This is a genomic window from Mycobacterium sp. NGS26 (genome assembly GCF_059813025.1).
Genome location: NZ_JCALDU010000004.1, coordinates 336,026 through 357,243 on the forward strand (window position 1 = coordinate 336,026; position 21,218 = coordinate 357,243).

20 protein-coding genes are annotated in these 21,218 nt (G+C 65.1%); 5 read left to right on the forward strand and 15 right to left on the reverse strand.

What is annotated here, in order from left to right; all coding sequences use genetic code 11:
- Positions 1-4: 4 nt before the first annotated feature.
- Entirely contained in the window at positions 5-283 is a 279-nt protein-coding gene (locus AC5Y6X_RS15965; protein WP_324675633.1) for an Lrp/AsnC family transcriptional regulator, read from the forward strand.
- A gap of 53 nt (positions 284-336) precedes the next feature.
- On the opposite strand, the gene AC5Y6X_RS15970 is transcribed toward AC5Y6X_RS15965, so the two are convergent.
- From AC5Y6X_RS15970 to AC5Y6X_RS15980, 3 genes are all read right to left on the reverse strand, one after another.
- Positions 337-2,676 (reverse strand): ATP-binding protein, encoded by a 2,340-nt coding sequence (locus AC5Y6X_RS15970; protein WP_499987451.1) that lies wholly within the window; start codon positions 2,674-2,676, stop codon positions 337-339.
- A gap of 160 nt (positions 2,677-2,836) precedes the next feature.
- Positions 2,837-5,311: a bifunctional salicylyl-CoA 5-hydroxylase/oxidoreductase gene (locus tag AC5Y6X_RS15975; RefSeq protein ID WP_499987453.1), complete on the reverse strand. Its 2,475-nt coding sequence runs from the start codon at positions 5,309-5,311 to the stop codon at positions 2,837-2,839.
- Positions 5,312-5,339: 28 nt separating this feature from the next.
- The gene (locus AC5Y6X_RS15980) at positions 5,340-7,034 is read right to left on the reverse strand and encodes an AMP-binding protein (RefSeq protein ID WP_499987454.1); all 1,695 of its coding nucleotides are present in this window, start codon (positions 7,032-7,034) and stop codon (positions 5,340-5,342) included.
- A 140-nt stretch (positions 7,035-7,174) separates the two neighbouring features.
- Between AC5Y6X_RS15980 and AC5Y6X_RS15985 the strand changes: the two genes are divergently transcribed.
- Positions 7,175-8,026: a PaaX family transcriptional regulator gene (locus AC5Y6X_RS15985; protein ID WP_499987456.1), complete on the forward strand. Its 852-nt coding sequence runs from the start codon at positions 7,175-7,177 to the stop codon at positions 8,024-8,026.
- Here AC5Y6X_RS15985 and AC5Y6X_RS15990 read toward each other — a convergent pair.
- The 11 genes from AC5Y6X_RS15990 to AC5Y6X_RS16040 all read right to left on the reverse strand — a co-directional run bounded on the left by AC5Y6X_RS15990 (position 8,013) and on the right by AC5Y6X_RS16040 (position 17,262).
- Positions 8,013-8,435: a RidA family protein gene (locus AC5Y6X_RS15990; RefSeq protein WP_499987458.1), complete on the reverse strand. Its 423-nt coding sequence runs from the start codon at positions 8,433-8,435 to the stop codon at positions 8,013-8,015. The two genes, AC5Y6X_RS15985 and AC5Y6X_RS15990, sit on opposite strands and share 14 nt — an antisense overlap.
- A complete protein-coding gene (locus AC5Y6X_RS15995; RefSeq protein ID WP_499987460.1) occupies positions 8,432-9,202 on the reverse strand; it encodes an SDR family NAD(P)-dependent oxidoreductase in 771 nt (256 codons plus the stop codon). The genes AC5Y6X_RS15990 and AC5Y6X_RS15995 overlap by 4 nt, the downstream gene beginning before the upstream one ends.
- On the reverse strand, positions 9,199-10,410 hold the full coding sequence (locus AC5Y6X_RS16000) for an acyl-CoA dehydrogenase family protein (RefSeq protein ID WP_499987733.1): 1,212 nt from the start codon (positions 10,408-10,410) through the stop codon (positions 9,199-9,201). The genes AC5Y6X_RS15995 and AC5Y6X_RS16000 overlap by 4 nt, the downstream gene beginning before the upstream one ends.
- 5 nt (positions 10,411-10,415) lie before the next feature.
- Complete coding sequence (locus AC5Y6X_RS16005; RefSeq protein WP_499987462.1) at positions 10,416-11,249, reverse strand: enoyl-CoA hydratase family protein; 834 nt, start codon at positions 11,247-11,249, stop codon at positions 10,416-10,418.
- Positions 11,246-12,394 carry an acyl-CoA dehydrogenase family protein gene (locus AC5Y6X_RS16010; protein ID WP_499987464.1) on the reverse strand — a complete coding sequence of 383 codons (1,149 nt, stop codon included), beginning with the start codon at positions 12,392-12,394 and terminating at the stop codon, positions 11,246-11,248. Before AC5Y6X_RS16010 ends, AC5Y6X_RS16005 begins: the two co-directional genes overlap by 4 nt.
- Positions 12,395-12,506: 112 nt before the next feature.
- Complete coding sequence (locus tag AC5Y6X_RS16015) at positions 12,507-13,787, reverse strand: NAD(P)/FAD-dependent oxidoreductase (protein WP_499987734.1); 1,281 nt, start codon at positions 13,785-13,787, stop codon at positions 12,507-12,509.
- Positions 13,750-14,097 (reverse strand): non-heme iron oxygenase ferredoxin subunit, encoded by a 348-nt coding sequence (locus AC5Y6X_RS16020; protein WP_499987466.1) that lies wholly within the window; start codon positions 14,095-14,097, stop codon positions 13,750-13,752. The genes AC5Y6X_RS16015 and AC5Y6X_RS16020 overlap by 38 nt, the downstream gene beginning before the upstream one ends.
- Positions 14,098-14,133: 36 nt before the next feature.
- Positions 14,134-14,958, reverse strand: coding sequence for a DODA-type extradiol aromatic ring-opening family dioxygenase (locus AC5Y6X_RS16025; RefSeq protein ID WP_499987468.1), 825 nt, complete (start codon positions 14,956-14,958; stop codon positions 14,134-14,136).
- Positions 14,951-15,241 carry a hypothetical protein gene (locus tag AC5Y6X_RS16030; protein ID WP_499987470.1) on the reverse strand — a complete coding sequence of 97 codons (291 nt, stop codon included), beginning with the start codon at positions 15,239-15,241 and terminating at the stop codon, positions 14,951-14,953. Before AC5Y6X_RS16030 ends, AC5Y6X_RS16025 begins: the two co-directional genes overlap by 8 nt.
- The gene (locus tag AC5Y6X_RS16035) at positions 15,228-16,082 is read right to left on the reverse strand and encodes an alpha/beta fold hydrolase (RefSeq protein ID WP_499987471.1); all 855 of its coding nucleotides are present in this window, start codon (positions 16,080-16,082) and stop codon (positions 15,228-15,230) included. The genes AC5Y6X_RS16030 and AC5Y6X_RS16035 overlap by 14 nt, the downstream gene beginning before the upstream one ends.
- 1 nt (position 16,083) lies before the next feature.
- On the reverse strand, positions 16,084-17,262 hold the full coding sequence (locus tag AC5Y6X_RS16040; protein ID WP_499987473.1) for a Rieske 2Fe-2S domain-containing protein: 1,179 nt from the start codon (positions 17,260-17,262) through the stop codon (positions 16,084-16,086).
- Positions 17,263-17,625: 363 nt separating this feature from the next.
- On the opposite strand from AC5Y6X_RS16040, the gene AC5Y6X_RS16045 reads away from it, so the two are divergent.
- Positions 17,626-18,657 (forward strand): fused (3R)-hydroxyacyl-ACP dehydratase subunits HadA/HadB, encoded by a 1,032-nt coding sequence (locus tag AC5Y6X_RS16045; protein ID WP_499987474.1) that lies wholly within the window; start codon positions 17,626-17,628, stop codon positions 18,655-18,657.
- Positions 18,658-18,759: 102 nt separating this feature from the next.
- Here the strand turns inward: AC5Y6X_RS16045 and AC5Y6X_RS16050 are convergent, their stop codons facing one another.
- Positions 18,760-20,061 (reverse strand): DUF2786 domain-containing protein, encoded by a 1,302-nt coding sequence (locus tag AC5Y6X_RS16050; RefSeq protein ID WP_499987476.1) that lies wholly within the window; start codon positions 20,059-20,061, stop codon positions 18,760-18,762.
- Between the two features lie 425 nt (positions 20,062-20,486).
- On the opposite strand from AC5Y6X_RS16050, the gene AC5Y6X_RS16055 reads away from it, so the two are divergent.
- Both AC5Y6X_RS16055 and AC5Y6X_RS16060 read left to right on the forward strand, forming a co-directional pair.
- Positions 20,487-20,738: a FitA-like ribbon-helix-helix domain-containing protein gene (locus AC5Y6X_RS16055; protein WP_499987477.1), complete on the forward strand. Its 252-nt coding sequence runs from the start codon at positions 20,487-20,489 to the stop codon at positions 20,736-20,738.
- Entirely contained in the window at positions 20,735-21,190 is a 456-nt protein-coding gene (locus AC5Y6X_RS16060) for a type II toxin-antitoxin system VapC family toxin (protein WP_499987479.1), read from the forward strand. Before AC5Y6X_RS16055 ends, AC5Y6X_RS16060 begins: the two co-directional genes overlap by 4 nt.
- Positions 21,191-21,218: the final 28 nt, after the last annotated feature.

The window sequence follows — 21,218 nt, forward strand, 5'->3', positions numbered from 1 at the left end:
CATTGTGATTACCGCGTTCGTGATGATCGTCGCCGCTAATGAAGGCCTGACCGAATTGGCTGAGCGACTCGTCGACCTGGATGGCGTGTACGAAGTATATTCGGTCACAGGGGAATTCGACGTCATCGCTGTCGTGCGGGTGGCCGAATTCGATCGAGTGGCAGAGCTGGTCACCGGTGAGATTTCAAAGCTGCCCCATGTGCTCGATACACGAACCTACATCGCCTTTCGGGCGTACTCCCGATTAGACCTCGAAGCGATGTTCTCGATTGGGGCGGACTGAAGAGAGTCACGCGCGGCCGGTGTTGACCACCGCGGTTCCGTCGACGGGGACTCCTACATCACCCCGTTGGGGTTAGGGGCGCTTGACTGCTGTGCGAACCAGCCGGCGATCTGGCTGCGGGAGGTGAAGCCGAATTTGGTGAGGATATGTTGCACGTGGCTGTCGATCGTGCGGCTGGAAAGGACTAGCTCGGCTGCGATCTGGCGATTGGTCATGCCGCGGCTGACCAAGCCCGCGACTTCCAGCTCTCGGGCGGTCAGGGGGCAACCAGCCGAGTCCTCCAACGCATCGGGAGTGTCCGCGATGCCGGTGAGGTCGGCCATTGCCAGGTCGGTGCCCAAGGCGGCTCCCTCGGTGGTCAGCGCGTCGGCGGCCGAGGTACCCAACGCCTCACGCACCCGCTTTTCGGTGGCGGTGTGGCAGTCAGCCAGGTGCTGTCCAAACGCGGCCATCGACGTTCCCAGGCTGTGCCAGATGGTGTGGGCCGCCCCGAGCATCCGCGCGCTTTCGACGAAGCGCCCGTCGGACGCCGCGATCCACGCCAACAGCTCGATCATGTGCGCGATGCCGAGGTGATCGCCGAAATCGCGCTTGAGTCGCAGGCTTTCGCGCGCCAACTCGCCCGCACCGGTGTAGTCGCCGACGGACCATTTGTTGAGCGCCAGCGCCCACAACGCGTAGGACGCCGCCCAGCGCTCCCCGTAGCGAGCGCTCAGGCGCAGTGAACGTTCGCACAGCGCGGCAGCGTGGTCATGTCCTCCGGTGAACAGGCAGACTACGGCCAGCTGAAACAGCATCGACACCACCGCCACGATGTCGCCCCGCTCTTCGTGGCCGGCTAGGGCGCGTTCATAGCACTTCTTGGCCTTGTTCAGGTCCCCACTGAACAGTGCGGCCATGCCGCGCAGCTGAGCCAGGTAGCTGGGTAGGTCAGGGGCGTCGACTACTCCAGCCAGCCGCTCGGCCTCGTCCAGCTGCGCCTCCGCTGCGGCCAGTTCGCCACGCAGCAGCGCAAGGTAGGCGTCGACCCACATCGCTGCGGCATGGGCCGCGCGCGGCTGACGCGGATCGGCGATGGCCAACGCCTGGCCCAGCCAGCGGCGACCCTCTCCCAGGCTCCCGCCGGCGATCCAATACCACTGCAATGCAGCGGCCAGTGCACACGCCTGTTCGCCGCGACCGGACTCGATGCAACGGTCGAAGGCGGCTCGCAGGTTCCCGTAGTCCTCGCGCAGCCGGGCGACCCATGTTGCTTGCTCGGGGCCGCACCACTCGGTGAAGCTCCGTTCGGCGAGACGTCCGAAGTAGTCACCGTGTGTTCGTTGCAGCCGCGTTGAGGCATCGGTGGTCGCCAGCTGGGCACTGCCGTATTCTCGAACGGTTTCCAGCAGCCGGTAGCGCATCTGTTCCCCGCTGCGCTCGGTGATCAGGATCGACTTGCGCACGAGCGCCTCGACAAGGTCGAGCATCTCGTCGGCGGTCAACCCCTCCCCGGCACACACCGCCTCCACGGCCGCCAAACTGAAGCTGCCGGAAAATACCGACAAGCGTGACCATAGAGCCTGTTCCTTCGGCGAGCAGAGTGCGTAGCTCCAGTCGATGAGTGCCTGCAACGTCTGGTGCCGCGGCAGTGCTGCGCTGTTGCCGGCGCTGAGCAGCTGGAACCGGCGGTCCAATCGGTCAAGCACGTCGGCGACCGTCAATGTCCGCAGCCGCGCGGCCGCCAGCTCAATGGCCAACGGGATGCCGTCGAGGCGTTCGCATAGCCGCGCGACCAGAAGGCTGTTCTCGTCGGTGACATGGAAGCCCAGTCCGCTGTCCGATGCGCGGGCACACAGCAGGGCCACCGCGTCGAACTCGTTCAGCGACGACGCGTCCAGACCCGCCGCCGAGTTGGGTGTCGACATCGGCGGCACGGTGAAGATCCGCTCGCCGAGCACGCCGAGCGAATGCCGACTGGTTATGAGGAAACGCACCATCGGGGCGGTGCGCAGGAGCTCGCCGACCAACGTGGCGCAAGCATCGCTGAGGTGTTCGCAGTTGTCCAGAATGACCAGCATGTGTTTGTCGGCTAGAAAATCAGCCAACTGCTCCGACGGCGCCCTGGTGGTGTGCTTGACCACGCCCAGCGCGCTAGCCACCGTATCGGCCAGCAGCGAGGCGTCCTGCAGGACCGCCAATTCGACGAACCAGACGCCATCCCGGAAAGCCCGCCGCGACTCGGCGGCGACCTTCAACGCCATGCGGGTCTTCCCAACGCCCCCGACACCGGTCAAGGTCATCAGCCGCGACTCCGTCAGCAACGCGCGCAGCTCCCGGAGTTCTCGCCGGCGGCCGATGAAGCCGGTGACGTCCGTCGGTAGGTTTCCCTCGCAACGCTTCACTTGTCGCATACTCGAAAACCTCTGTTGCGGCGACGCACGGCCGGTACGACCGTGCAGCTCGTTGTTCGCGGAGTGTACCTGGGACCACGTCGGTGCGTCATGAACAGCAAATCTTCAATTCCGGCGTTGCCGGTTCGGCATTGGCCGCGGCGGCGCGTCAGCTTCGCGTTCAGCCCATACCCGCGGCCGCAGGGATCCAGCGCCGTCGTGGTTGCGCATGGTCCTGGGGGCGTGTGAGTTCGAGGCGTGGCCGGGGTTTGTCGGCGTTGCCGGTGGGCGGCTTGCGACTGCCGCTTTTGAACTGGTCGACCCATTCGCTTCCCGGCCCGGTGTAGTCCTGTTCAGCGGCGGCGTGCAGCGTCCAGTGCGGGTTGTATAGGTGGGTCCGGCCGATCGCGACGAGATCCGCGCGCCCGGCCAAGAGCACCGAGTTCACATCGTCGTACGAGGAGATGGCACCCACGGCGACGACGGTGACACCGTACTTCCTGCCGATCTCGTTGCGGATCCGGTCGGCGTACGGGGTTTGATAGCTACGCCCGTAGGCGGGCTGCTCGTCTTTGACTACTTGCCCGGTAGAGACATTGATGACGTCGACACCGTGTTCGGCGAAGGCACGGGCAATTTCGACGGCCTCGTCGATGTCATTGCCGCCCGCTGCCCAGTCGGTGGCCGAAATACGCACCGACAGTGGACGTTCGGTCGGCCACACTCGGCGGATCGTGTCGAACACCCGCAGCGGGAAGCGCAGCCGGTCCTGCAGTGGACCGCCGTACCTATCGGTGCGCAGGTTGGTCAGTGGGGACAAGAACGACGAAAGCAGGTAGCCGTGAGCGCAGTGCAGCTCCAGCAGGTCGAATCCCGCGCGGTCCGCCGCTGCGGTGGCGTCGGCGAATTGCTGGGTTATTCGGTCCATATCCGGCTCGGTGACTGCTCGCGGCATCTGGTTATACGGCCCGTACCGCAGCGCCGAGGGTGCGACAACCTCCCAGTTCCCTTTCTCGAGGGGTTCGTCGATGCCTTCCCACATCAGTTTCGTTGAGCCTTTGCGCCCGGAGTGGCCCAGCTGCACGCCGATCTTCGCGGTGCTGCAACCATGGACGAGGTCAACAATCCGTTTCCACGACGCCTCCTGATCGGCAGCGTAGAGACCAGCGCAGCCGGGAGTGATGCGGCCCTCCGCTGACACACAAACCATCTCGGTCATGATGAGTCCAGCCCCACCGAACGCTTTGCTACCCAGATGCGCTAGATGAAAGTCGCCGGGTACCCCGTCGACGGCCGAATACATGTCCATCGACGACACCAGGATCCGGTTCTTCAGCTCAAGACCGCGAACTATATAGGGCTGGAACATTGGTGGCCGTGTGTCTGCCGGTGGGGAGATGCGACCTTGGCGCACTTCGCATTCGGCGTACCACTGGTCGGTGCTGTCGACGAACTGCGGATCGCGTAGCCGCAGATTGCTGTGTGTGATGCGGCGACTGCGGGTCAATATGTTGAACGCGAACTGCTGCGGGTCCTGATGCACGTACTGGCTAATGTTCTCAAACCACTCCAGGCTTGCCCGCGCGGCGCGCTGGGTTGACTCCACGACTGGACGGCGCTCGCGCTCATAGGCTTCCAGCGCGTCACCGAGCGCGGCCTGCTCGTGCAGGCAAGCGGCCAGTGCCAAGGCGTCTTCCATCGCCAGCTTGGTTCCGGACCCGATGGAGAAGTGAGCGGTATGCGCGGCATCGCCGAGCAGCACCAGATTGTCACGACACCAGTTGGTGTTGCGCACCGTGGCAAAATTGAGCCAGCGCGAATTGTTTGCCAGTATCTTGTGGCCGTCAACAATGTCGTCGAGCAGGCTGGCGAGCGCTGAGATGGAGGCCTCATCACTTTCACCGGGCGGGAGGACTTGTGCTGCGGATTCTGCGAATCCACCCCGGTGCCAGACATCTTCGCGCATCTCGACGATCACGGTGCTGCCGTCGTTGCCGTAGGGGTAGCCATGGACCTGGATCACCCCGTATGGTTCTTCCCGGATGAAGAACTTGAAGGCCTCGAAAACCTTGTCCGTACCCAGCCAAATGTATTTGTTGCGGCCATATTCCAGCGTAGTGCCGAAATGGTCGGCGAAGCGGCTGCGGGTTGCCGAGTTGGCACCATCGGCGGCAAGCACCAAATCGTAGGTGGCGGCTAGCATTTCGACGTCGGGCGCGACCGTGCGGAACAGCAGCTTGACCCCCAGCTCCTGGCAGCGCTCCTGCAGGAGTAGCAGCAGTCGTTTGCGGCTCATGGCCGCAAACCCGTGGCCGCCGCAGATGTGGATGCTGTCGCGCAGATGGATGTCGATGTCGTCCCAGCGGGCGAACTCGCTTTCCATCCGGCGGTAGGTCTCCGTGTCGGCAAGTTCGATGCCGCCGAGTGTCTCGTCGCTGAACACCACACCGAACCCGAAGGTGTCGTCCGGGGCATTACGCTCCCACACTGTCACCTGGTGCGCTGGGTTCAACTGCTTGGCGAGCGCGGCGAAGTACAACCCGCCGGGGCCCCCGCCAATTATTGCGATACGCATCGTCGTCTCCTTATTCTCCTGCGTGAGATACAGCGCCCCAACGTGTTTCGCCGATTCCGCAGCATCGACCTGCCGAGTCACTGCCTCGCCCCGGAATCATGGTGGGTAGTTAAGAGCGCTGCACCTTGCCGGTAACCGTGCGCGGGATCGCGTCGGTGAATTCGATACTGCGTGGGTATTTGTAGGGCGCCAGAACGCTGCGGACGTGAGCCTGCAGTTCGCTGGCCTTGTGGCAGTCGCCTGCGACACCGGGCCGCAGCACCACAATGGCGTGCACCACCGCGCCGCGGTCGCGGTCGGGCTTGCCGACGACGGAGCACTCGACCACGTCGGGGTGTTGCTCCAACGCTTCCTCTACCTCGGGAGCGGCGATGTTGTAACCCGAGGACACGATCATGTCGTCGCTGCGTGCCTGGTACCAGAAGTATCCGTCAGAATCGCGAATGTAGATGTCGCCGGTGATGTTCCAGCCGTGCTGGACATAGTTGCGTTGCCGCTCATCGGCCAGGTAGCGGCAACCCGTGGGCCCAATGACGGCTAGGCGACCAGGGGTACCATCTGCTACCGGATCCCCCTCGCTATCGAGGATTTCGGCGCGGTAGCCCGGCACCACCCGGCCGGTCGAGCCTGGCCGGATGTCATGGGGGGTGGATGAGATGAACACGTGCATCATCTCGGTGGCCCCGATGCCGTCGATGATCGACAGCCCTGATTGGTCTTTGAATGCTTGCCATACCCATTTAGGCAGATGTTCGCCCGCCGACATGCAGCACCGAAGCCCGGTCAGCGAGCGGGCTTTGCCCTCGCGAAGCAGGGCGCGGTAGGCGGTGGGCGCGGTGAACAAAATGGTGGCACCCTGGTCGGCGACCGCCGCGACCAGCGCATCTGGCGTCGGCTTCTCCAGCAGCACCGTGGCCGCACCGACACGCATCGGGAAGATCAGCAGCCCGCCGAGCCCGTAGGTGAACGAAAGCGGCGGTGTTCCGGTGAACACGTCGTCGGGTCGTGGAGCGATGACGTGTTCGGCGAACGTGTCGGCTACAGCCAGCACGTCGCGGTGAAACTGCAGCGTCGCCTTGGGCGCGCCGGTGGTCCCGGAGGTTGGCGCCAAGAGCGCCACATCGTCGGCGGCGGTGTCGACATTGGTGAACACGCCGGATTTGATCGCGGCCCGCGCAGTGAGGTCGTCGGGCTCCGGGCCGCCGTACTGCAGCACCGACACGTCGTCGGTGCTGTGGAGCGCCGCGAGCAACTCGTCGCTGAAGCGATGGTCGCATATTGCGACCGCCGGTTTGACGAGGTCGATCAGTTGGCTCAGCTCGTGGCGACGCAACAGGGTCATCGTGGTGACCGCCACTGCGCCGGCCTTGATCACTGCGAACCAGCACGCCAGAAGCCACGGGTTGTTGGGCCCGCGCAGCAACACGCGCTGCCCCGGGATAACCGCGAAATCCTCGCACAACACCTGGGCTACCTGATTGGCCCGCTGGAGCACATCGGCATAGGACCAGCACTCGGTGGGCGTAAGCACGCATGGGCGGTCACCGCCAAGTCGATCGACGACCTCGTCCAGCAGTACGGTCCCGCAGTTCATGCGCGCGGGGTAGTGCAACGCGGGCAGCTCAAACTCCAAGTGCGGCCACTGATCGCGCGGGGGCAGATGATCACGACAGAACGTGTCGGCGTGTGCCGTCAGTGACATCGGCATGACTGGACCTCCGTTGAGGCTCGAAGTGTCCGAAATATATACCGTATCTATAACGCTCGTCAATATTATTGGATATCCTGCCGTATGGGCAGTCACGCGCCGGACGGCCCGACACGACGCGTGTGACTAACGGTCCTCATGGGACCGTCAGTCACCATGGGGGCTGACCGATGCCGCGCTCGGCTTGTCCGGACGCCGGACCGAGATCGGGTAGTCCCGTTCAGCGAGGAGAGCCGATGCCGAGCGCCACCACGCGAACCGACCCGGCGCTGCCCTGGCCCACCGAGCCGCAACCACGGGACCTGATCTTGACGCTGTTCGGGCTGTATGCGCGTGCGGAGCAGAACTGGTTGTCAGTGGCGTCGGTGGTCGAGCTGATGAGCGATCTCGGCGCCGCGGGACCGCTGGTGCGCAAGTCGATTTCGCGTCTTAAGCAGCGGGGAATGCTCGCCAGCCATCGTCTGGGTGGGGTCGCGGGGTACTCACTGTCGCCGCAGGCGCTTGCCATCTTGGCTGAAGGTGATGTCCGGATCTTTGATCGCGCCCGTGCTGCTGTCGAGGACGGCTGGGTGCTGGTGGTGTTTTCCATCCCCGAATCCGAGCGGCACAAGCGCCACGCGTTGCGGACCGCGCTGATCCGGCTGGGTTTCGGCGTGGTGGCGCAAGGGGTGTGGATCGCGCCGGGCAAGTTGAGCGATGAAACCAGGCAAGTACTGGAACGGCAGCAACTCGCCGACTATGTGGACATGTTCGTCGGTGATCATCTCGCATTCGGCAGTCTGCGCACCAAGGTGCGCGAGTGGTGGGATCTCGACAACCTTTCGGCGCTGTATGGGCAATTCGTCGCCAGACACCGGCCGGTGCTGACTCGGTTCGGCAGCGACACCGTCGACCCCCGCGAGGCGTTTTGTGTCTATGTACCGATGCTGACCGACTGGCGCCGGCTGCCGTACCTGGATCCGGGTCTTCCGCTGTCACTACTCCCGGCCGGATGGAACGGGGTCACGGCGGACGAACTTTTCGGCAAGCTGAACGCGGTGCTCAGCGCGCCGGCCCGTGAGCACGCGATGCGCGTCATTCACCGCTGACCGGGCTCGCCATGGGTGGTACACAGGCAATACCCTGGATTTCCACGAGCGCTTCGGCGTCCCACAGCCGCGCCACTCCCACCCCGGCGATTGCCGGGTATGTCGGCCCCACCAGCCGCCGCCACACTTGCCCGATTTGCTTGGCATGGTGTTTGTAGTCGTCCACATCGACGATGTAGATGGTCAGGCTGACCAGCTCTTTAGGCGTCCCGCCCGCGGCGCGCAGCGCGGTGAGCAAGTTACTCAGCGCCTGCTCGAACTGGTCGACGACCCCGTCGCCGACTACAACTCCTGTCGCGTCCATGGCGGTCTGCCCGGCCAGGTACACCGCAATACCCTCGGCGCGCACCGCGTGGGAGAAGCCAGATGGCCTGGGCAGGTCACCGGGGTTGATAAACGCGGCCGTCACGATTGCAGCGCTCCCCCGTCGACGTTGATGCCTTGCCCGGTGACCGCAGCGTTGATGATGCAGAATCGGACCGCCTCGGCGACCTCCGCGGCATGGATGAGCCGGCCGATCGGCTGCCGCCGGGCCAGCATCGCTCGGGCGTCGTCCGCAGACCGGGCAGTACGGGCGCTGATGGCCGCCACCGTAACGTCGGTCATCGGGGTATCCACATAGCCCGGGCACACCGCGTTGACCGTGATGCCGGCGCGCGCGTACTCCAATGCGGCAGCGCGTACCAGGCCCAACACACCATGCTTGCTGGCGGTGTAGGCACTCACCTGAGCCTCCCCCCGTTTGGCCACAATCGAGGCCACCACCACGATCCGCCCCCATCCGGCCTGCACCATCGCGGGTAACGCGGTGCGCACGCACCGAAACGGGGCGGTCAAGTTGAGGTCTATCGCCCGCTGCCAGTCGTCGTCGCTGGTCTGGGTGAGCGGCGAAGCCCACCCCGCGCCCGCGTTGGCCACCAGGACCTCCACCGGCGCCCAATGCCGTTCGATGGTGGCGAAGAGGGTTTCGACATCGGGTGGGGACGTGACATCGCAGGCCACCGGCAGGACGGGGTGGTTGTGCTCGTCCGCCACGGCGCGCGCGGCGGCTTGAAGCTGCTCCCGCGATCGGGCGGCCATCGCGACGCAATGCCCGTCGGCGGCCAGCCGGCGCGCGATGGCCAGCCCGATGCCCTTGCTGGCACCGGTGACGAGGCACACTCGCGGCGTGGTCACCGGAACGCCGAAAACCCTGTGATATGTCTGCCTAGCGTCAGGGCGTGTATCTCCTCGGTGCCTTCGTAGGTGATCACGGACTCGAGGTTGGCCAGGTGGCGCATGACGGTGTGCTCCAGCGTGATGCCCGCGGCGCCGAGCATGCCGCGCGCGGTGCGCGCCACCTCGAGCGCCGAGCGCGTATTAGCCAATTTCCCGAAGCTGATCTGGGCCGGATGAATCCCGACGGTGTCCTTGAGCCGCCCGATCTGCAGCGCGATGAGGTTGGCCGTGGTGACCGCGATCAGCAGGTCGGCGAGCTTGCGCTGACTCAACTGAAATGAGGCCAGCGGCCGGCCGAACTGCTTGCGCACAGTGGTGTAGTTCAGAGCTTCCTTGAAGCACTCACGTGCCGCCCCGACCACGCCCCACAAAATCCCGTAGCGCGCCTCGCTGAGGCAGTTCAGGGGGCCCCTCAGCCCGCGGGCGTCCGGAAGCTCGGCCCCCGCCGGCAGCCGCACTTCGTCGAACACCAGCTCCGAGGTCACGGAGGCGCGCAGTGACAGCTTGTGCGGCACCGGGTGCGCAGTGAATCCGGGCACCGTCGTGGGCACCACGAAGCCACGAATGCCGTCCTCGGTGCCCGCCCAGACCACCGCAACGTCGGCGAGTTCGCCGTTGGTGATCCACATCTTGGCGCCGTTGAGCACCCAGTCGCCGCCGGCTCGGCGGGCAGTGGTGCGCATCGACGCGGGGTCGCTACCCGCGTCGGCCTCGGTGAGCCCGAAGCAGCCGATCGCCTCTCCGGCCGCCATGAGCGGCAGCCATGCGGCCTTCTGGTCCTCGGATCCCCAGCGGTGAATGGCGAACATCGCCAGCGATCCCTGCACGGACACGAAGCTGCGTAGACCGGAGTCGACCGCTTCCAGCTCACGGCAGGCCAACCCGTAGGCCACAGCGCTGGTGCCCGCGCACCCATAGCCGTGCAGGTGCATGCCCAGCAACCCCAACCGCCCGAGTCCCGGCGCAATGGAACGGTCGATCGCGCCCTTCTCATACCATTCACCTACGTACGGCGCCAGCTCGGTGACGGCGTAACGGCGCACCGTCTCGGCGATCGCGCGCTCCTCGCCGGTCAGCTGGGCGTCGATCGCCAAGAAATCCAACGGGTCGGGCCGCCGCGCCGCAGCGGCCCCGCGACTTGCAGCGCCCAGGGTGTGCGATAGCACCGGGTTCACCGCCCCAGCCACTGCGGAGGGCGCTTTTCGTTGTAGGCGGCATGAAACTCGGCGTGGTCGTGGGTGGTCATCAGCAGCGCCTGCGTCATTGCGTCCAGCTCGAGGGCTGCGTGAAAGGATGCGTCGAGCTCGCGGGCCAGCAGCGTTTTGGTCTGGCTGTAGGCGAGACTCGGCCCGTCGGCGAGGCGCCGGGCCAGCTGCGAGACGGCCCCGTCGAAGGCCTCATCTTCCACCAGTTCGCTGACCAGGCCGTAGCGGTCGGCGGTCGCCGCGTCGATCGTGTCGCCGAGCATCAGCAACTGAGTGGCCCGGCCGGTCCCAACCATGCGGGGCAGCAGGTACGCGGCGCCCATGTCCGCGCCGGCGAGCCCAACCTTGGTGAACAGGAACGCAAACCGGGCCGACGCCGACACCACACGGAAGTCGGCGGCAAGCGCGATGACCGTCCCGGCTCCCGCAGCGATCCCGTGGATCGCGGCGATAACGGGGATCGAGCAGTCGCGCATGGCAGCGATCACATCGCCGGTCATCTTCGTGAACGCCATCAGCTGATCGGGCTCCATCTTGATCAGCTCGCCGATGATTTCGTTGACGTCCCCGCCGGCGCAGAAGCCCTTGCCCTGCCCGCGGACGACCAGCACCCGGGTGTCGGTGCGATACGGCAGCTCCCGCAGCAGGTCGCGAAGGTCGGCGTAGCTGTCGAAGGTCAACGCGTTGAGTTTCTCTGGCCGGTTGAGGGTCACAGTGGCTACCCCGTTGGAAACGGTGAAGTCGAAGTGTTTCCACACCTGGGTCAGCGGCGCAGAGCCACGAAAAGGGTTGCTGGTCAACGGGTCTCCTGTCCTAGTTGGGTGAGGTGGCGGCTGATTATGGTGCGCTGGATCTCCGAGGCACCCTCATAGATGCGCGGGGCGCGCACGTCGCGGTAAAGGTGCTCGAGCGGGTGTCCCCGCTGTAGAGCCCGGGCGCCGACCAGTTGCACGGCAGTGTCTACGACGAACTGAGCCGCCTCGGTCGCCTCGAGCTTGGCCATCGCCGAGCGGTAGGTGATCTCGGAGCGATCACACCCCGCGTCGTAGGCCGAGGCGGCCTTGTAGACCAGCAGCCGGCCGGCTTCCAGGCGGGTGGCCATGTCGGCCAGTTTGTGAGCGACCGCCTGCTGGTCACACAGAACACCCCCGAACGCTTCCCGGGTCATGGTGTGTTCGATGGCGACATCGAGGGCCGCTTGGGCCATACCGAGGGCAAACGCGCCGACACTGGGCCGGAACAGGTCGAGGGTCTGCATGGCGACCCGAAACCCCGCGTCCACTTCGCCGACCACCTCCTCGGGACCGACTGGCACGCCGTCGAACGTCAGCCGTCCTATCGGGTGGGGAGACAGCATCTCGAGGTGTTCGCCGCCCAGCCCTGGACTGTCTCCCGCGATGACGAATGCGGTGATCCCGCGTGCCCCCGTCCCCGGTTTGGTGCGGGCGAACACCGTGTAGACGTCGGCGTCGGGCGCGTTGGAGATCCACATCTTCTCCCCGTGCAGGCGCCATCCACGCCCGTCGGGCCGTGCCTGCAGGCTCAGCGCTGCGGCGTCGGACCCGGCGCCCGGTTCGCTCAGCGCGAAGGCGGCCACGGCGCTGCCGTCCACGACGGCGGCGCGCCACCGGTTTCTTGCCGCTGGGTTTCCCCACAGCAGGAAGGGATAGCTGCCCAGGCCCTGCAGCGCCAGCGCCGTCTCAGCCTCGGTGCTCACTGCTGCGAGCGATTCGCGCAGCAGGCACAGGTCCATCGCGGCCGCTTTTGCCGTGCCGTCGGCGGCGAACATCCGCGCGAGCAGGCCTCGCTCGCCCAGGGCTCGCAGCAAGTCTCGGTTCACCCGCCCGCACGGTCCAGCGGTCGCGAGCGGTCGGAGCTCGGCGGCCACTTGGCCGACGCCGCGCACCAGGTCGCGCTGCTCGGCGGTGAGCGCAAATGCTGGCATGGCTTCCTAGAGAAAACGAATACGGAAGGAGCAAGATATGTCGTTTATAGCACGTCCGTCACAAATACGCCATACGAGGTATTCGTAGGACTGGAATCGACCGGGACCACCGTCAGGACGCCTGTCGGTTTGCGGCCAGTAGGTCGGCCAACGTGAACCCGTCGTCGGCAGTGCGCATCAGTTTGCGGGCGACACCGAGTGCGTCGCTGTTGACGCCGAACACGCCGACCGGTTGGCCCTGCGCCCGGTAGGCCGCGACGAACCTATGGGCCGATACATCCCCGCCGATTTCCACGCTGTCGTACGCCCGGGTGTTCCCAACGCACCACATGTCCAAGTCGAACTGCTTAGACCACACAAACGGGAGCGATTTGTCGACGGTCGTGCCGCCCAGCATGTTGCGGGCCGCCACGGCACCCTGCTGCTGCGCGTTGGACTCGTGCTCAATGCGCACATACCGGTCGAGCAGCGGCGAATAGGTCGCGGCGGCGTCCCCGGCGGCGTAGACATGCGGGTCGGCGGTGCGGCAGTGGGCGTCGACAACGATCCCTCCCTCCGACAGCGTGATGCTGCTGTCGGTGAGCCAAGAGGTGGCCACGCGGCTGCCGACCCCCACTACGACGACGTCACAGGGCAATACGGCGCCTGAGTCCAGGCACACCGCCTCGACTCGGTGGTCGCCGCGGATCTCCACCACCGTTGCGCCCAGGTAGGTGTGCACGCCGGCACGGCGATGGTGCTCGGTGAGAATCTGCCCGACGTCGCGGCCGACGGCGCGCTCCATCAGCACCGCGTCCATTTCGACGGCGTGGACATGCGCACCACGGGCGATGGCGCTGGACGCAACCTCGCAGCCGATGAAGCCTCCCCCGATCACGACAACCCTTCGCCCCGGAGCAATCTCGTCGCGCAAAGCGATCGCGTCTTCCAAGTTGCGCAGCGTGTGGACGCCCGGCAACAAGAACCCAGGAATGTCCAGCGGTGCGGGCACCAGGCCGGTGGCCAGAAGCAAAGTCTCGTAACCCATGTGGCGTCCGGAGGACAGCCTCACCACACGCTTTTCGGCGTTCAGTCCGATGGCAGCATCGCCGAGGACGACATCGATCCCCCGGTCGCGATAGAAATCGCTGGGCTTGAGGTAGGCCGAGGATGGTGCAGTCTCGCCGGACAGTATCGCCTTCGATAGCGGCGGTCTCGCGTAGGGAAAGTGATGCTCCGCGCTGACCAGACACACCCGGCCCGGTTGTTTTTTGGCTAGTGTCTCCGCCGCGCTGGCGGCGGCCAGACCACCCCCGATGATCAGATACGGCGTGCGCTCCGCTGTCATGGCATCGTCCCACCGACTGGTGAGCGTGCTAGTCGCCGTCGGTGCGTGCGATGAAGACGTCAGCACCGTCAACGACGACGTCGAATTTTTTCACCGGCTCCACGCACGGCAGTGCCGTGGCCTCTCCCGTGCGAAGGTCGAATTTGCCTTCATGCAGGGGACATTCGATCTCCAAGCTGTCCGGGTGAACTACACCGGAATCCAGCCACGCCTCGGCATGGCTGCAGATGTTTCCGACGGCGTAGACCACCCCGCGGATGCGCACGACCAGCACTTCCTCGCCGCCGGCCTCCACGCCGACCGGCTGCTCCTCTGCAAGATCGGTATAGTCCGCGATCCTCAGCAGCTTGCAGCGGCGGGTGCCTTCCACAGTCATGTTCCCCTCACTCCTGACTGACAACAGGCGAGCCACTCACGCCGCGCCCTCTTGTGGACTGGTGAAAGCAAAGGCGCTCATACCTGTCACCCACGCTTTGATCGGTTCGTAGTAGAGGGCCTCGCCACCCCGGTCGCCGATGGCCGCCGCAGCGAAGATCCAGTTGCGGATCTCCAGTCCGCCATTGCCGGCGTGCTCGAGAATGTAGTCGTTGGACCAAGCCGCGGCGTAGCCGCCGTCACCGGCAGCAAGAAGCGCCAGGAACTCGGCATCGAATTCCTCGTTGATTCGGCCCATTTGGGGCGTACCCGGCCAGTGCGAAAGACCTCCGCAACCGACCACCACCACGTTCTCATCACGGGTTGCGACGTAGTCTGCCAATACCTTGCCCAGCCGGTAACAACGGCTTGGTGTGGCAAGGGAATTCGGCGACTGGGTTCCGATGATCAGCGGGACTACCGCTATGTCGTTGTCCGGAAACATCATCAGGATCGGGATTGCCAGCCCATGGTCGGCGCGGATCGTGCTCATCGACGCGACGTCGAAGTCGCGGGCCGCCGCGTGGCTGATGAAGCCCCCGGCGAAATCGGCGTTGGAGGCGATCTGCACCTTGGGAATATTCATTTCGCCGAACGTCGAAAAAGATTCGGTCACCGCCACGGTGTATGGAGGTTGGGGCCCGCTGGGTAACAGTGTCGGCCCGTGTTCGGATGACACCATCAGCACAACATCGGGGCCCAAGGCGCGTATTCGGCGCCCGACTTCAACGAAGCCGTCGACAACCTTTTGCGCCTGAATCTCGACGCCCCTGCTCGGGAACATGGTGTGCGAAGTGGCGAATGCCCCGATGACGTTACCCATCGGCGCACTCCGCGCGGTAGGGCGCCGCAGTGAAGTATTCGCCTGCGCTCATGGAGGTTTCAAAGTCCGGGTTGGCCATGAACGATCCCCACATGGCCAGCAGCGGCGGCACCCCGAGCGACGCCAGTTTGTCAGGTGTCGGCTTGTTGCGAACCGTCGCGGCCTCCTCGGGCGTCAGGGCGTACCGGGCGAGGAAGTCGTCGTCGAGGGCACGGATGGCGCTCCACGCCTCGGCGCTGACGAGTCCGTCCTCGACCATACGGCTCAGTTCAGCGGAACTCATCGCGGTCGACCTCTGAGGACAGGAAGTCGCAGGAGATGCGGCCGAACTCCGCGGGATGCTCGATCATCGCCCAATGCCCGCATCGGGGAATGGCGTAAAGCCGCGAGTCCTCGATGAGTTGATGGAACCGTACCGACTCCATCAGTGGCACGACGGCGTCTTCGCGGCCGCAGACGACAAGCGTGGGAACCCCGACGGCAGCGATTTCGTCCTCGCCGTAGTGCAGCCCGCCTTGTTCGCGCACCCATGCCATGGTGCGCCGGTAGGCGTCCATCACCGCGGGCTCGCGAGTGAGGGTGTAGCGGTAGTCGACCAGATCCTCGGGAGGCACGAAGCTTTCGTGGGTCAGGGCGCGCACGATGTCCGCCATAGCGTCGCGGCTGGGTTCGCGGTAATTCAAGATGGTCTGCAACTGGGGCGAGAAGGCGCGGTTGAGCCCGGCGCTACCCATCAAAACCAGCTTTTTGACCCGCTCCGGCTGGGTCATCGCCAACCCCAGCGCCGTTGCGCCACCCATTGAGTTGCCGATCAGTGACACCCGCTGCAGCCCCAGCGCATCCAGGAGGGCCGACAGGTGGGCGACACGATCGCCCTGCGAGTAGTTGAAACCGGCGTCGTCATCACGACTCAGCAGGCTTTGCCCAAACCCGACCATGTCGTAGGCGATGGTGCGGAAATTCGTTGCGTACGTGGGGATCAAGGGCGCCCAGTTGCCCCAGGCGTCGGCGCCCGCACCCCCGCCATGGATCAACAGCAGCGGCTCGCCGGTACCTGATTCCCAGTAGTGGGTTCTGACCAAGTCAGCCTGGATGAAGCGTTCGTCTGCAGTGGTGATGGTCATGTCATGTGGTCGATTCCAAGTGGGCCAGGCCGCGGGCATGGGTGGAGGCGAGTTGGCGCCATTTGGTGATGCACATGTCGGGCGGGAACAGGTGCTCATTCGCCCAGCCATTGTGGTCGCGGTAGAACTCCTCCTGGGCTTCACGCGCCCACACATCGTCGTCGTTGAAGCCGTGCAAACCCAAATCCCGCCACTTGCTTTCGAATTCCCGCTCGTAGGAGGCGATGTCGGCTTCGGATGACACCTTGCGCTGCAGCACCTGGAAATACTCGTGCTGGCCGGAGTTGATCGGCACGTAGAACTCGTACTGGATCAGCGTGGGGTCAGGGAATGGGTCGACCTTGAGCACTCCGGGCAGCCACACACTGACCTGGGCGGCCACCCGCTTCTGGTCATCGGTCAGCTCAAAGTGCAGCACCGCCTCCCCGCCTAACTGGGCCTCAAAGATCGGCCGATAGTTCTGCGCGAGGTTGTCCACCACCCCTTTGGGCCAGCCCTGGCTGTGCACCTCCATCGCCCCGCGATCTGCGGGCACGAACCCATAGGGCAGGGCGAGCCGGTTTTCCGTCACAAGCGGAGAGTTGCGGTGCATGAAAATGTGGGTGGTGTCGAATCCGTTCTCCACCCCGAGCCGCCAGTTGGACGCCACCGTGCGCCGGATTCCCAGACAGTGCGTGTCGGCGTCGAGGAAGCCCGGGGGCACATCCTCGGCGAGATCGTGCGGTTGCTGATCGCCGAGGAATACAAACACGAGTCCCTGACGCTCGGCCACCGGATACACAGGGATGGCGACCTGACCGATCACTGGCGAATTCGGCGACGTCAACACATCACAGAGCCGACCGTCATCGAGGCTATAGGTCCAGCCGTGATACCAGCACGACACCGTGCCCTTCTGAAGACACAACGGCTGCGCCGAAAATCGCACCCCGCGGTGCGCGCACCGATCGTCGATCGCACGCACCTGTCCGTCGGTGCGGGTCAACAACACCTGTCGGCCCAGCACCTTCACCGACATGAACCCGCCTTCGGCTAACTCATGACCGAACAACACTGGATGCCAATGGTTGCTAAACCCCAGCTCGGCCTGCAGATACCGGGGCCACTTCGACCCCCTGGATGCAGTGGAGCCAGCAGGCATATCGATACTGGTGTCGGTTTGCTGATCGGCCGCTGTCACCGGAGTCGCCTCCTTGTCGTTTGGCTGACGGTGCCCGCGACTATGCCAACCGCGCTCTCGTCCGACATCCGTTGAACTACCGACCCGGCCACCGAACCGACGAGGGGCCAACGGCCAGCGTCGCTACGTCGTTGGTGGAGGCCGGTGTCACAATGCGGTCGTCGCCTCCAACCGCTTTGAAGGTCCGGCACCGCCGTCCGTGCCCTCGCGGCATCATAGGGCGACGTCCTCCAACACAAGCCGCACTGCCGCCGGCGCTGCGCCCGAGTCGTCCGGCAGCAGGTGCGTGTATCACAACGGTCTCCGCGCGCTAGTGTGCTTTGGTCAGTCGTAGCGAACAAGCCGATAGAAGAGTTGAATTCCATGACCGCAGCAGCGGAAGCGTCGGCGATCGAATCGCGGGTCGGCCACTACTACCAGATGGACGGCACCTACCTGGTCGGCCGCGAAAAGCTACGCGAGTACGCCCGCGCGGTGCAGGACTATCACCCTGCACACTGGGATGTCGCCGCCGCCGCTGAACTGGGCTATCCGGACCTGGTGGCGCCGCTGACGTTCACGTCGACGCCGGGCATGACGTGCAATCGCCACATGTTCGAGCAGGTGGTCGTCGGTTACGACACCTACATGCAGACCGAGGAGGTCTTCGAGCAGCACCGCCCGATCGTGGCCGGCGACGAACTGCATGTCGACGTCGAACTGACGTCGGTGCGCAGGATCGCCGGCAGGGACCTGATCACGGTGACGAACACCTTCACCGACACCGCCGGCGAACGGGTGCACACCCTGCACACCACCGTTGTCGGTCTCACCACCGAGGATGTCGATCCGGCAGTCAAGACGGCCGTGCACAACATGATGATGCACGACGTGGACATCATGGCCGTCGGTCAATCCGACGCCTCCTACGAGAAAACCCTGCGCCCCGAGGGCGAGGTTCGGATCGCCGACGGGGGCACGACCCGCACGCCCGGGACGCCGTCCTTCGAAGACGTGCAGGTCGGCGACGAGCTACCGGTGCGCCACACCCGACTCTCCCGCGGCGACCTGGTGAACTATGCCGGCGTGGCCGGCGACGCCAACCCGATTCACTGGGACGAGGGGATCGCCAAGCTGGCCGGGCTGCCCGATGTGATCGCCCACGGAATGCTCACCATGGGTTTGGGCGCCGGGTTCGCCTCCGCGTGGTCGGGCGACCCCGGTGCGGTCACCCGCTACGCGGTGCGGCTGTCCCAGCCCGCGATCGTGTCGGCGGCCGAAGGCGCGGACATCGAGTTCAGTGGCCGCGTCAAATCGCTGGACCCGGAAACCCGCAGCGGTGTCGTGATCGTCGCCGCGAAGTCCGGCGGCCGGAAGATCTTCGGCTTGGCGACGTTGAACATCCGGTTCCGCTGAGGTGTCGGTCTTTGGTGGCGGCTGGCCCCCATCAGCCCAATCCGGCTCGCACGAAAACTACTGGGCTACAACGCGAGCCGCACCTGAAGGTCACGGCAACTTCTAGCCCGCGATCGCATCCCGCGTGTCGAGCACGGCCATATCCGCCGCTGCGCGCCCGGCTCCCCAGCCGGCAACGTCGTACCCTGATACCGCGCGAGGCGTCGTCGACGGGAACAGCCGATCGGTAAGCTCATCGGCCGCTCGATTGTTGGCCGCCAGCACGGGAAGTAATCGACTGTCCCGCTTGACCTCCGCGGTGACCGACGCGCTGGCGTTGTCCAGCCGTTCGCCGATCCGCTGGGCGTAAGCGAGGAGAAATGATTGGCGGAATGACCTGGTTCGTGTGTGCCGATTGCCGCTCTGACGGCGCCCGGCAGTGAGCATGGCTCGGTTGGCTTGGACGAGGAGCGAGGTGCTGAGCAATTCGACCAGAGCGAGGTCGGTTTCGCAGCCGACGATGGTAACGAATCCGAGGCGCTCTGCCCATACCGCGCGACAACGATTGGCCTGGCTCACCGCTTGCACCAGCGCTGTCTTGGCGGCGGCATAGGGGTTCTCGATCCAGATCCGTCGCGCGGCGGCCACCGGCACCTGGCCGCGGCCGTGGCGTGTCAGCGCTTCTTGTAACGAGTACCGGCTCATCAGGTCTTGGGCCTTGGCCGAAAGGGCCTCCGCTTCGTCGGGAAACTCGGTGGCTTCAGCCTTCGCCAGCAGAGCGCGCACTTTGCCGAGGGCCTTCTCGTCGACGCCGTTCACCGCCGTCGGCGCGTGGCGATGCGCCCCGGGCGGCGGCAGAACCGCCCCGAGTACGGGAAGTCTGCCGAGGAGATTCAACAGCTTCAGGACCACGGTCAGGGCCATCCGCCGGTCGACAGCGTTCGATGCGGCCCAGCGCCACATCTGCGGCGTTTGTGCATCGAGATCGACGGTGGCCGCAAGCACGGCGATATCGGCCCGCCAATTCGGATGCAGCGTCGCGACCGCATACCGCCGAGACTCGCGGACGATGGCCTCATCGAGGTAGCCGACCTCGCCTGCCGGTAGCTTGCGGCGTGCGACCTCGTGCAGATCGGACGGCAACCAGCCGTGTTCCCACGCCGCTCGGATCGCCTCGTTCATGGTGAGGTCGGCGGCAACGTCGAGCTCGTGCGGGTGGGCCCGATAGTCCTCGAACAGTTCCGCCGCATGCCGCGGCGCGTGATCGCCGGGACACGAAGCGGCCGTACTCAACCCCACGACGAGGCGCTCCAGAAGCAGCGCCCGGTCCGCCTCCGGGTCGAAGCCGACGCGCTCTCGTTCAGTCGCCGCCCGGCGCCGACTCTTCTGCTTGGCCGCCCGCTTCTCGCGATTGCGTCTGCTCATGCACCGGATTCTTGCGAAGGGGTCCGACACTTTGCGGCAGACGCGCCGCGAAGGCCACCGTTGGACTGGATGCCCAGATTGACCCAGCAGATCGGCGGCGCGCAGCCGGCGTAACGATATCTTCATCCGCTTCTTCAGAACGTTGCGAGCACTCCCCCGGGAGGACGTCCAGTAGCTCAACAAGCGTGCCGATGCAGTGGGGGATTCATCACGTGACGGCACACTTGTATCGGCATCGTCGCGGAGTCCCCGCGGAGGGTCGCCTCCGATCCCCGTCCGTTATCACCGAATCTGAGGCATTCTCATTGACTCTGGGCCAAGTTGATGGCACTTCCGTCAACGGTGCCCACCTATCGAGGCCGTGTGGCGCGACAATCGCCGGCGAGGTCAATGCACGACAGATGATAGCATGATATCATTCGCACATGGCGCAGATTCTGATTCGTCAACTCGAAGACGACACTAAGTCCAAGCTGCAGCGGCTAGCCCGTCAACATGGTCGCAGCACCGAGGAGGAGGTCCGCGAGATCCTGCGGAACGCTGTCCGGAGCGTCGATGAGCCGCCTGGACGACTGGGGTCGCGTATCGCGTCCCGCTTCAAAGGCAAGGGCCTGACCGAGGACATACCCGAACTACGCGGACAGCCCGTCCAGCCGGCGCAGTTCAACGAATCATGATCGTGCTCGACACCAATGTGCTCTCCGCGTTGATGCGGGACACACCCGATCCGGCCGTCGTGGAGTGGCTCGACAATCAGCCGGCCGAATCGATCTGGACGACATCGGTCACTGTATTCGAGATACGCACTGGCATAGAACTTCTGACACCAAGCCGCCGACGCAAGCGGCTCGACGATACCTTTTCACAACTCCTCGACGAAGACCTCGACGGTCGTGTGCAAGCCTTCGACCTGACGGCTGCAATCGCCGCTGGGACCATAGCCGCCACCCGGCAACGAGCCGGGCTTGCGGTGGAGATCCGTGACGTACAAATCGCCGCTATCGCCGCATCCCGGCACGCAATTGTGGCGACCCGCAATACTCGCCACTTCGACGGAACCGGCGTCGACCTGGTCAACCCCTGGGACATGATAGTTGTCGGGCGGCAATACGTTCTGTCCCGCAGGTGATGTCGGTCGGTAGCAATAGCCTCGGAAC

Coding starts and splice junctions, on each gene's coding strand:
- AC5Y6X_RS16035 (WP_499987471.1), bottom strand. CDS start 16,082: ATGACCATCACCACTGCAGACGAACGCTTCATCCAGGCTGACTTGGTC.
- AC5Y6X_RS15970 (WP_499987451.1), bottom strand. CDS start 2,676: ATGCGACAAGTGAAGCGTTGCGAGGGAAACCTACCGACGGACGTCACC.
- AC5Y6X_RS15985 (WP_499987456.1), top strand. CDS start 7,175: ATGCCGAGCGCCACCACGCGAACCGACCCGGCGCTGCCCTGGCCCACC.
- AC5Y6X_RS16025 (WP_499987468.1), bottom strand. CDS start 14,958: ATGGGTAACGTCATCGGGGCATTCGCCACTTCGCACACCATGTTCCCG.
- AC5Y6X_RS16020 (WP_499987466.1), bottom strand. CDS start 14,097: ATGACTGTGGAAGGCACCCGCCGCTGCAAGCTGCTGAGGATCGCGGAC.
- AC5Y6X_RS16055 (WP_499987477.1), top strand. CDS start 20,487: ATGGCGCAGATTCTGATTCGTCAACTCGAAGACGACACTAAGTCCAAG.
- AC5Y6X_RS16050 (WP_499987476.1), bottom strand. CDS start 20,061: ATGAGCAGACGCAATCGCGAGAAGCGGGCGGCCAAGCAGAAGAGTCGG.
- AC5Y6X_RS16045 (WP_499987474.1), top strand. CDS start 17,626: ATGACCGCAGCAGCGGAAGCGTCGGCGATCGAATCGCGGGTCGGCCAC.
- AC5Y6X_RS16060 (WP_499987479.1), top strand. CDS start 20,735: ATGATCGTGCTCGACACCAATGTGCTCTCCGCGTTGATGCGGGACACA.
- AC5Y6X_RS16030 (WP_499987470.1), bottom strand. CDS start 15,241: ATGAGTTCCGCTGAACTGAGCCGTATGGTCGAGGACGGACTCGTCAGC.
- AC5Y6X_RS16010 (WP_499987464.1), bottom strand. CDS start 12,394: ATGCCAGCATTTGCGCTCACCGCCGAGCAGCGCGACCTGGTGCGCGGC.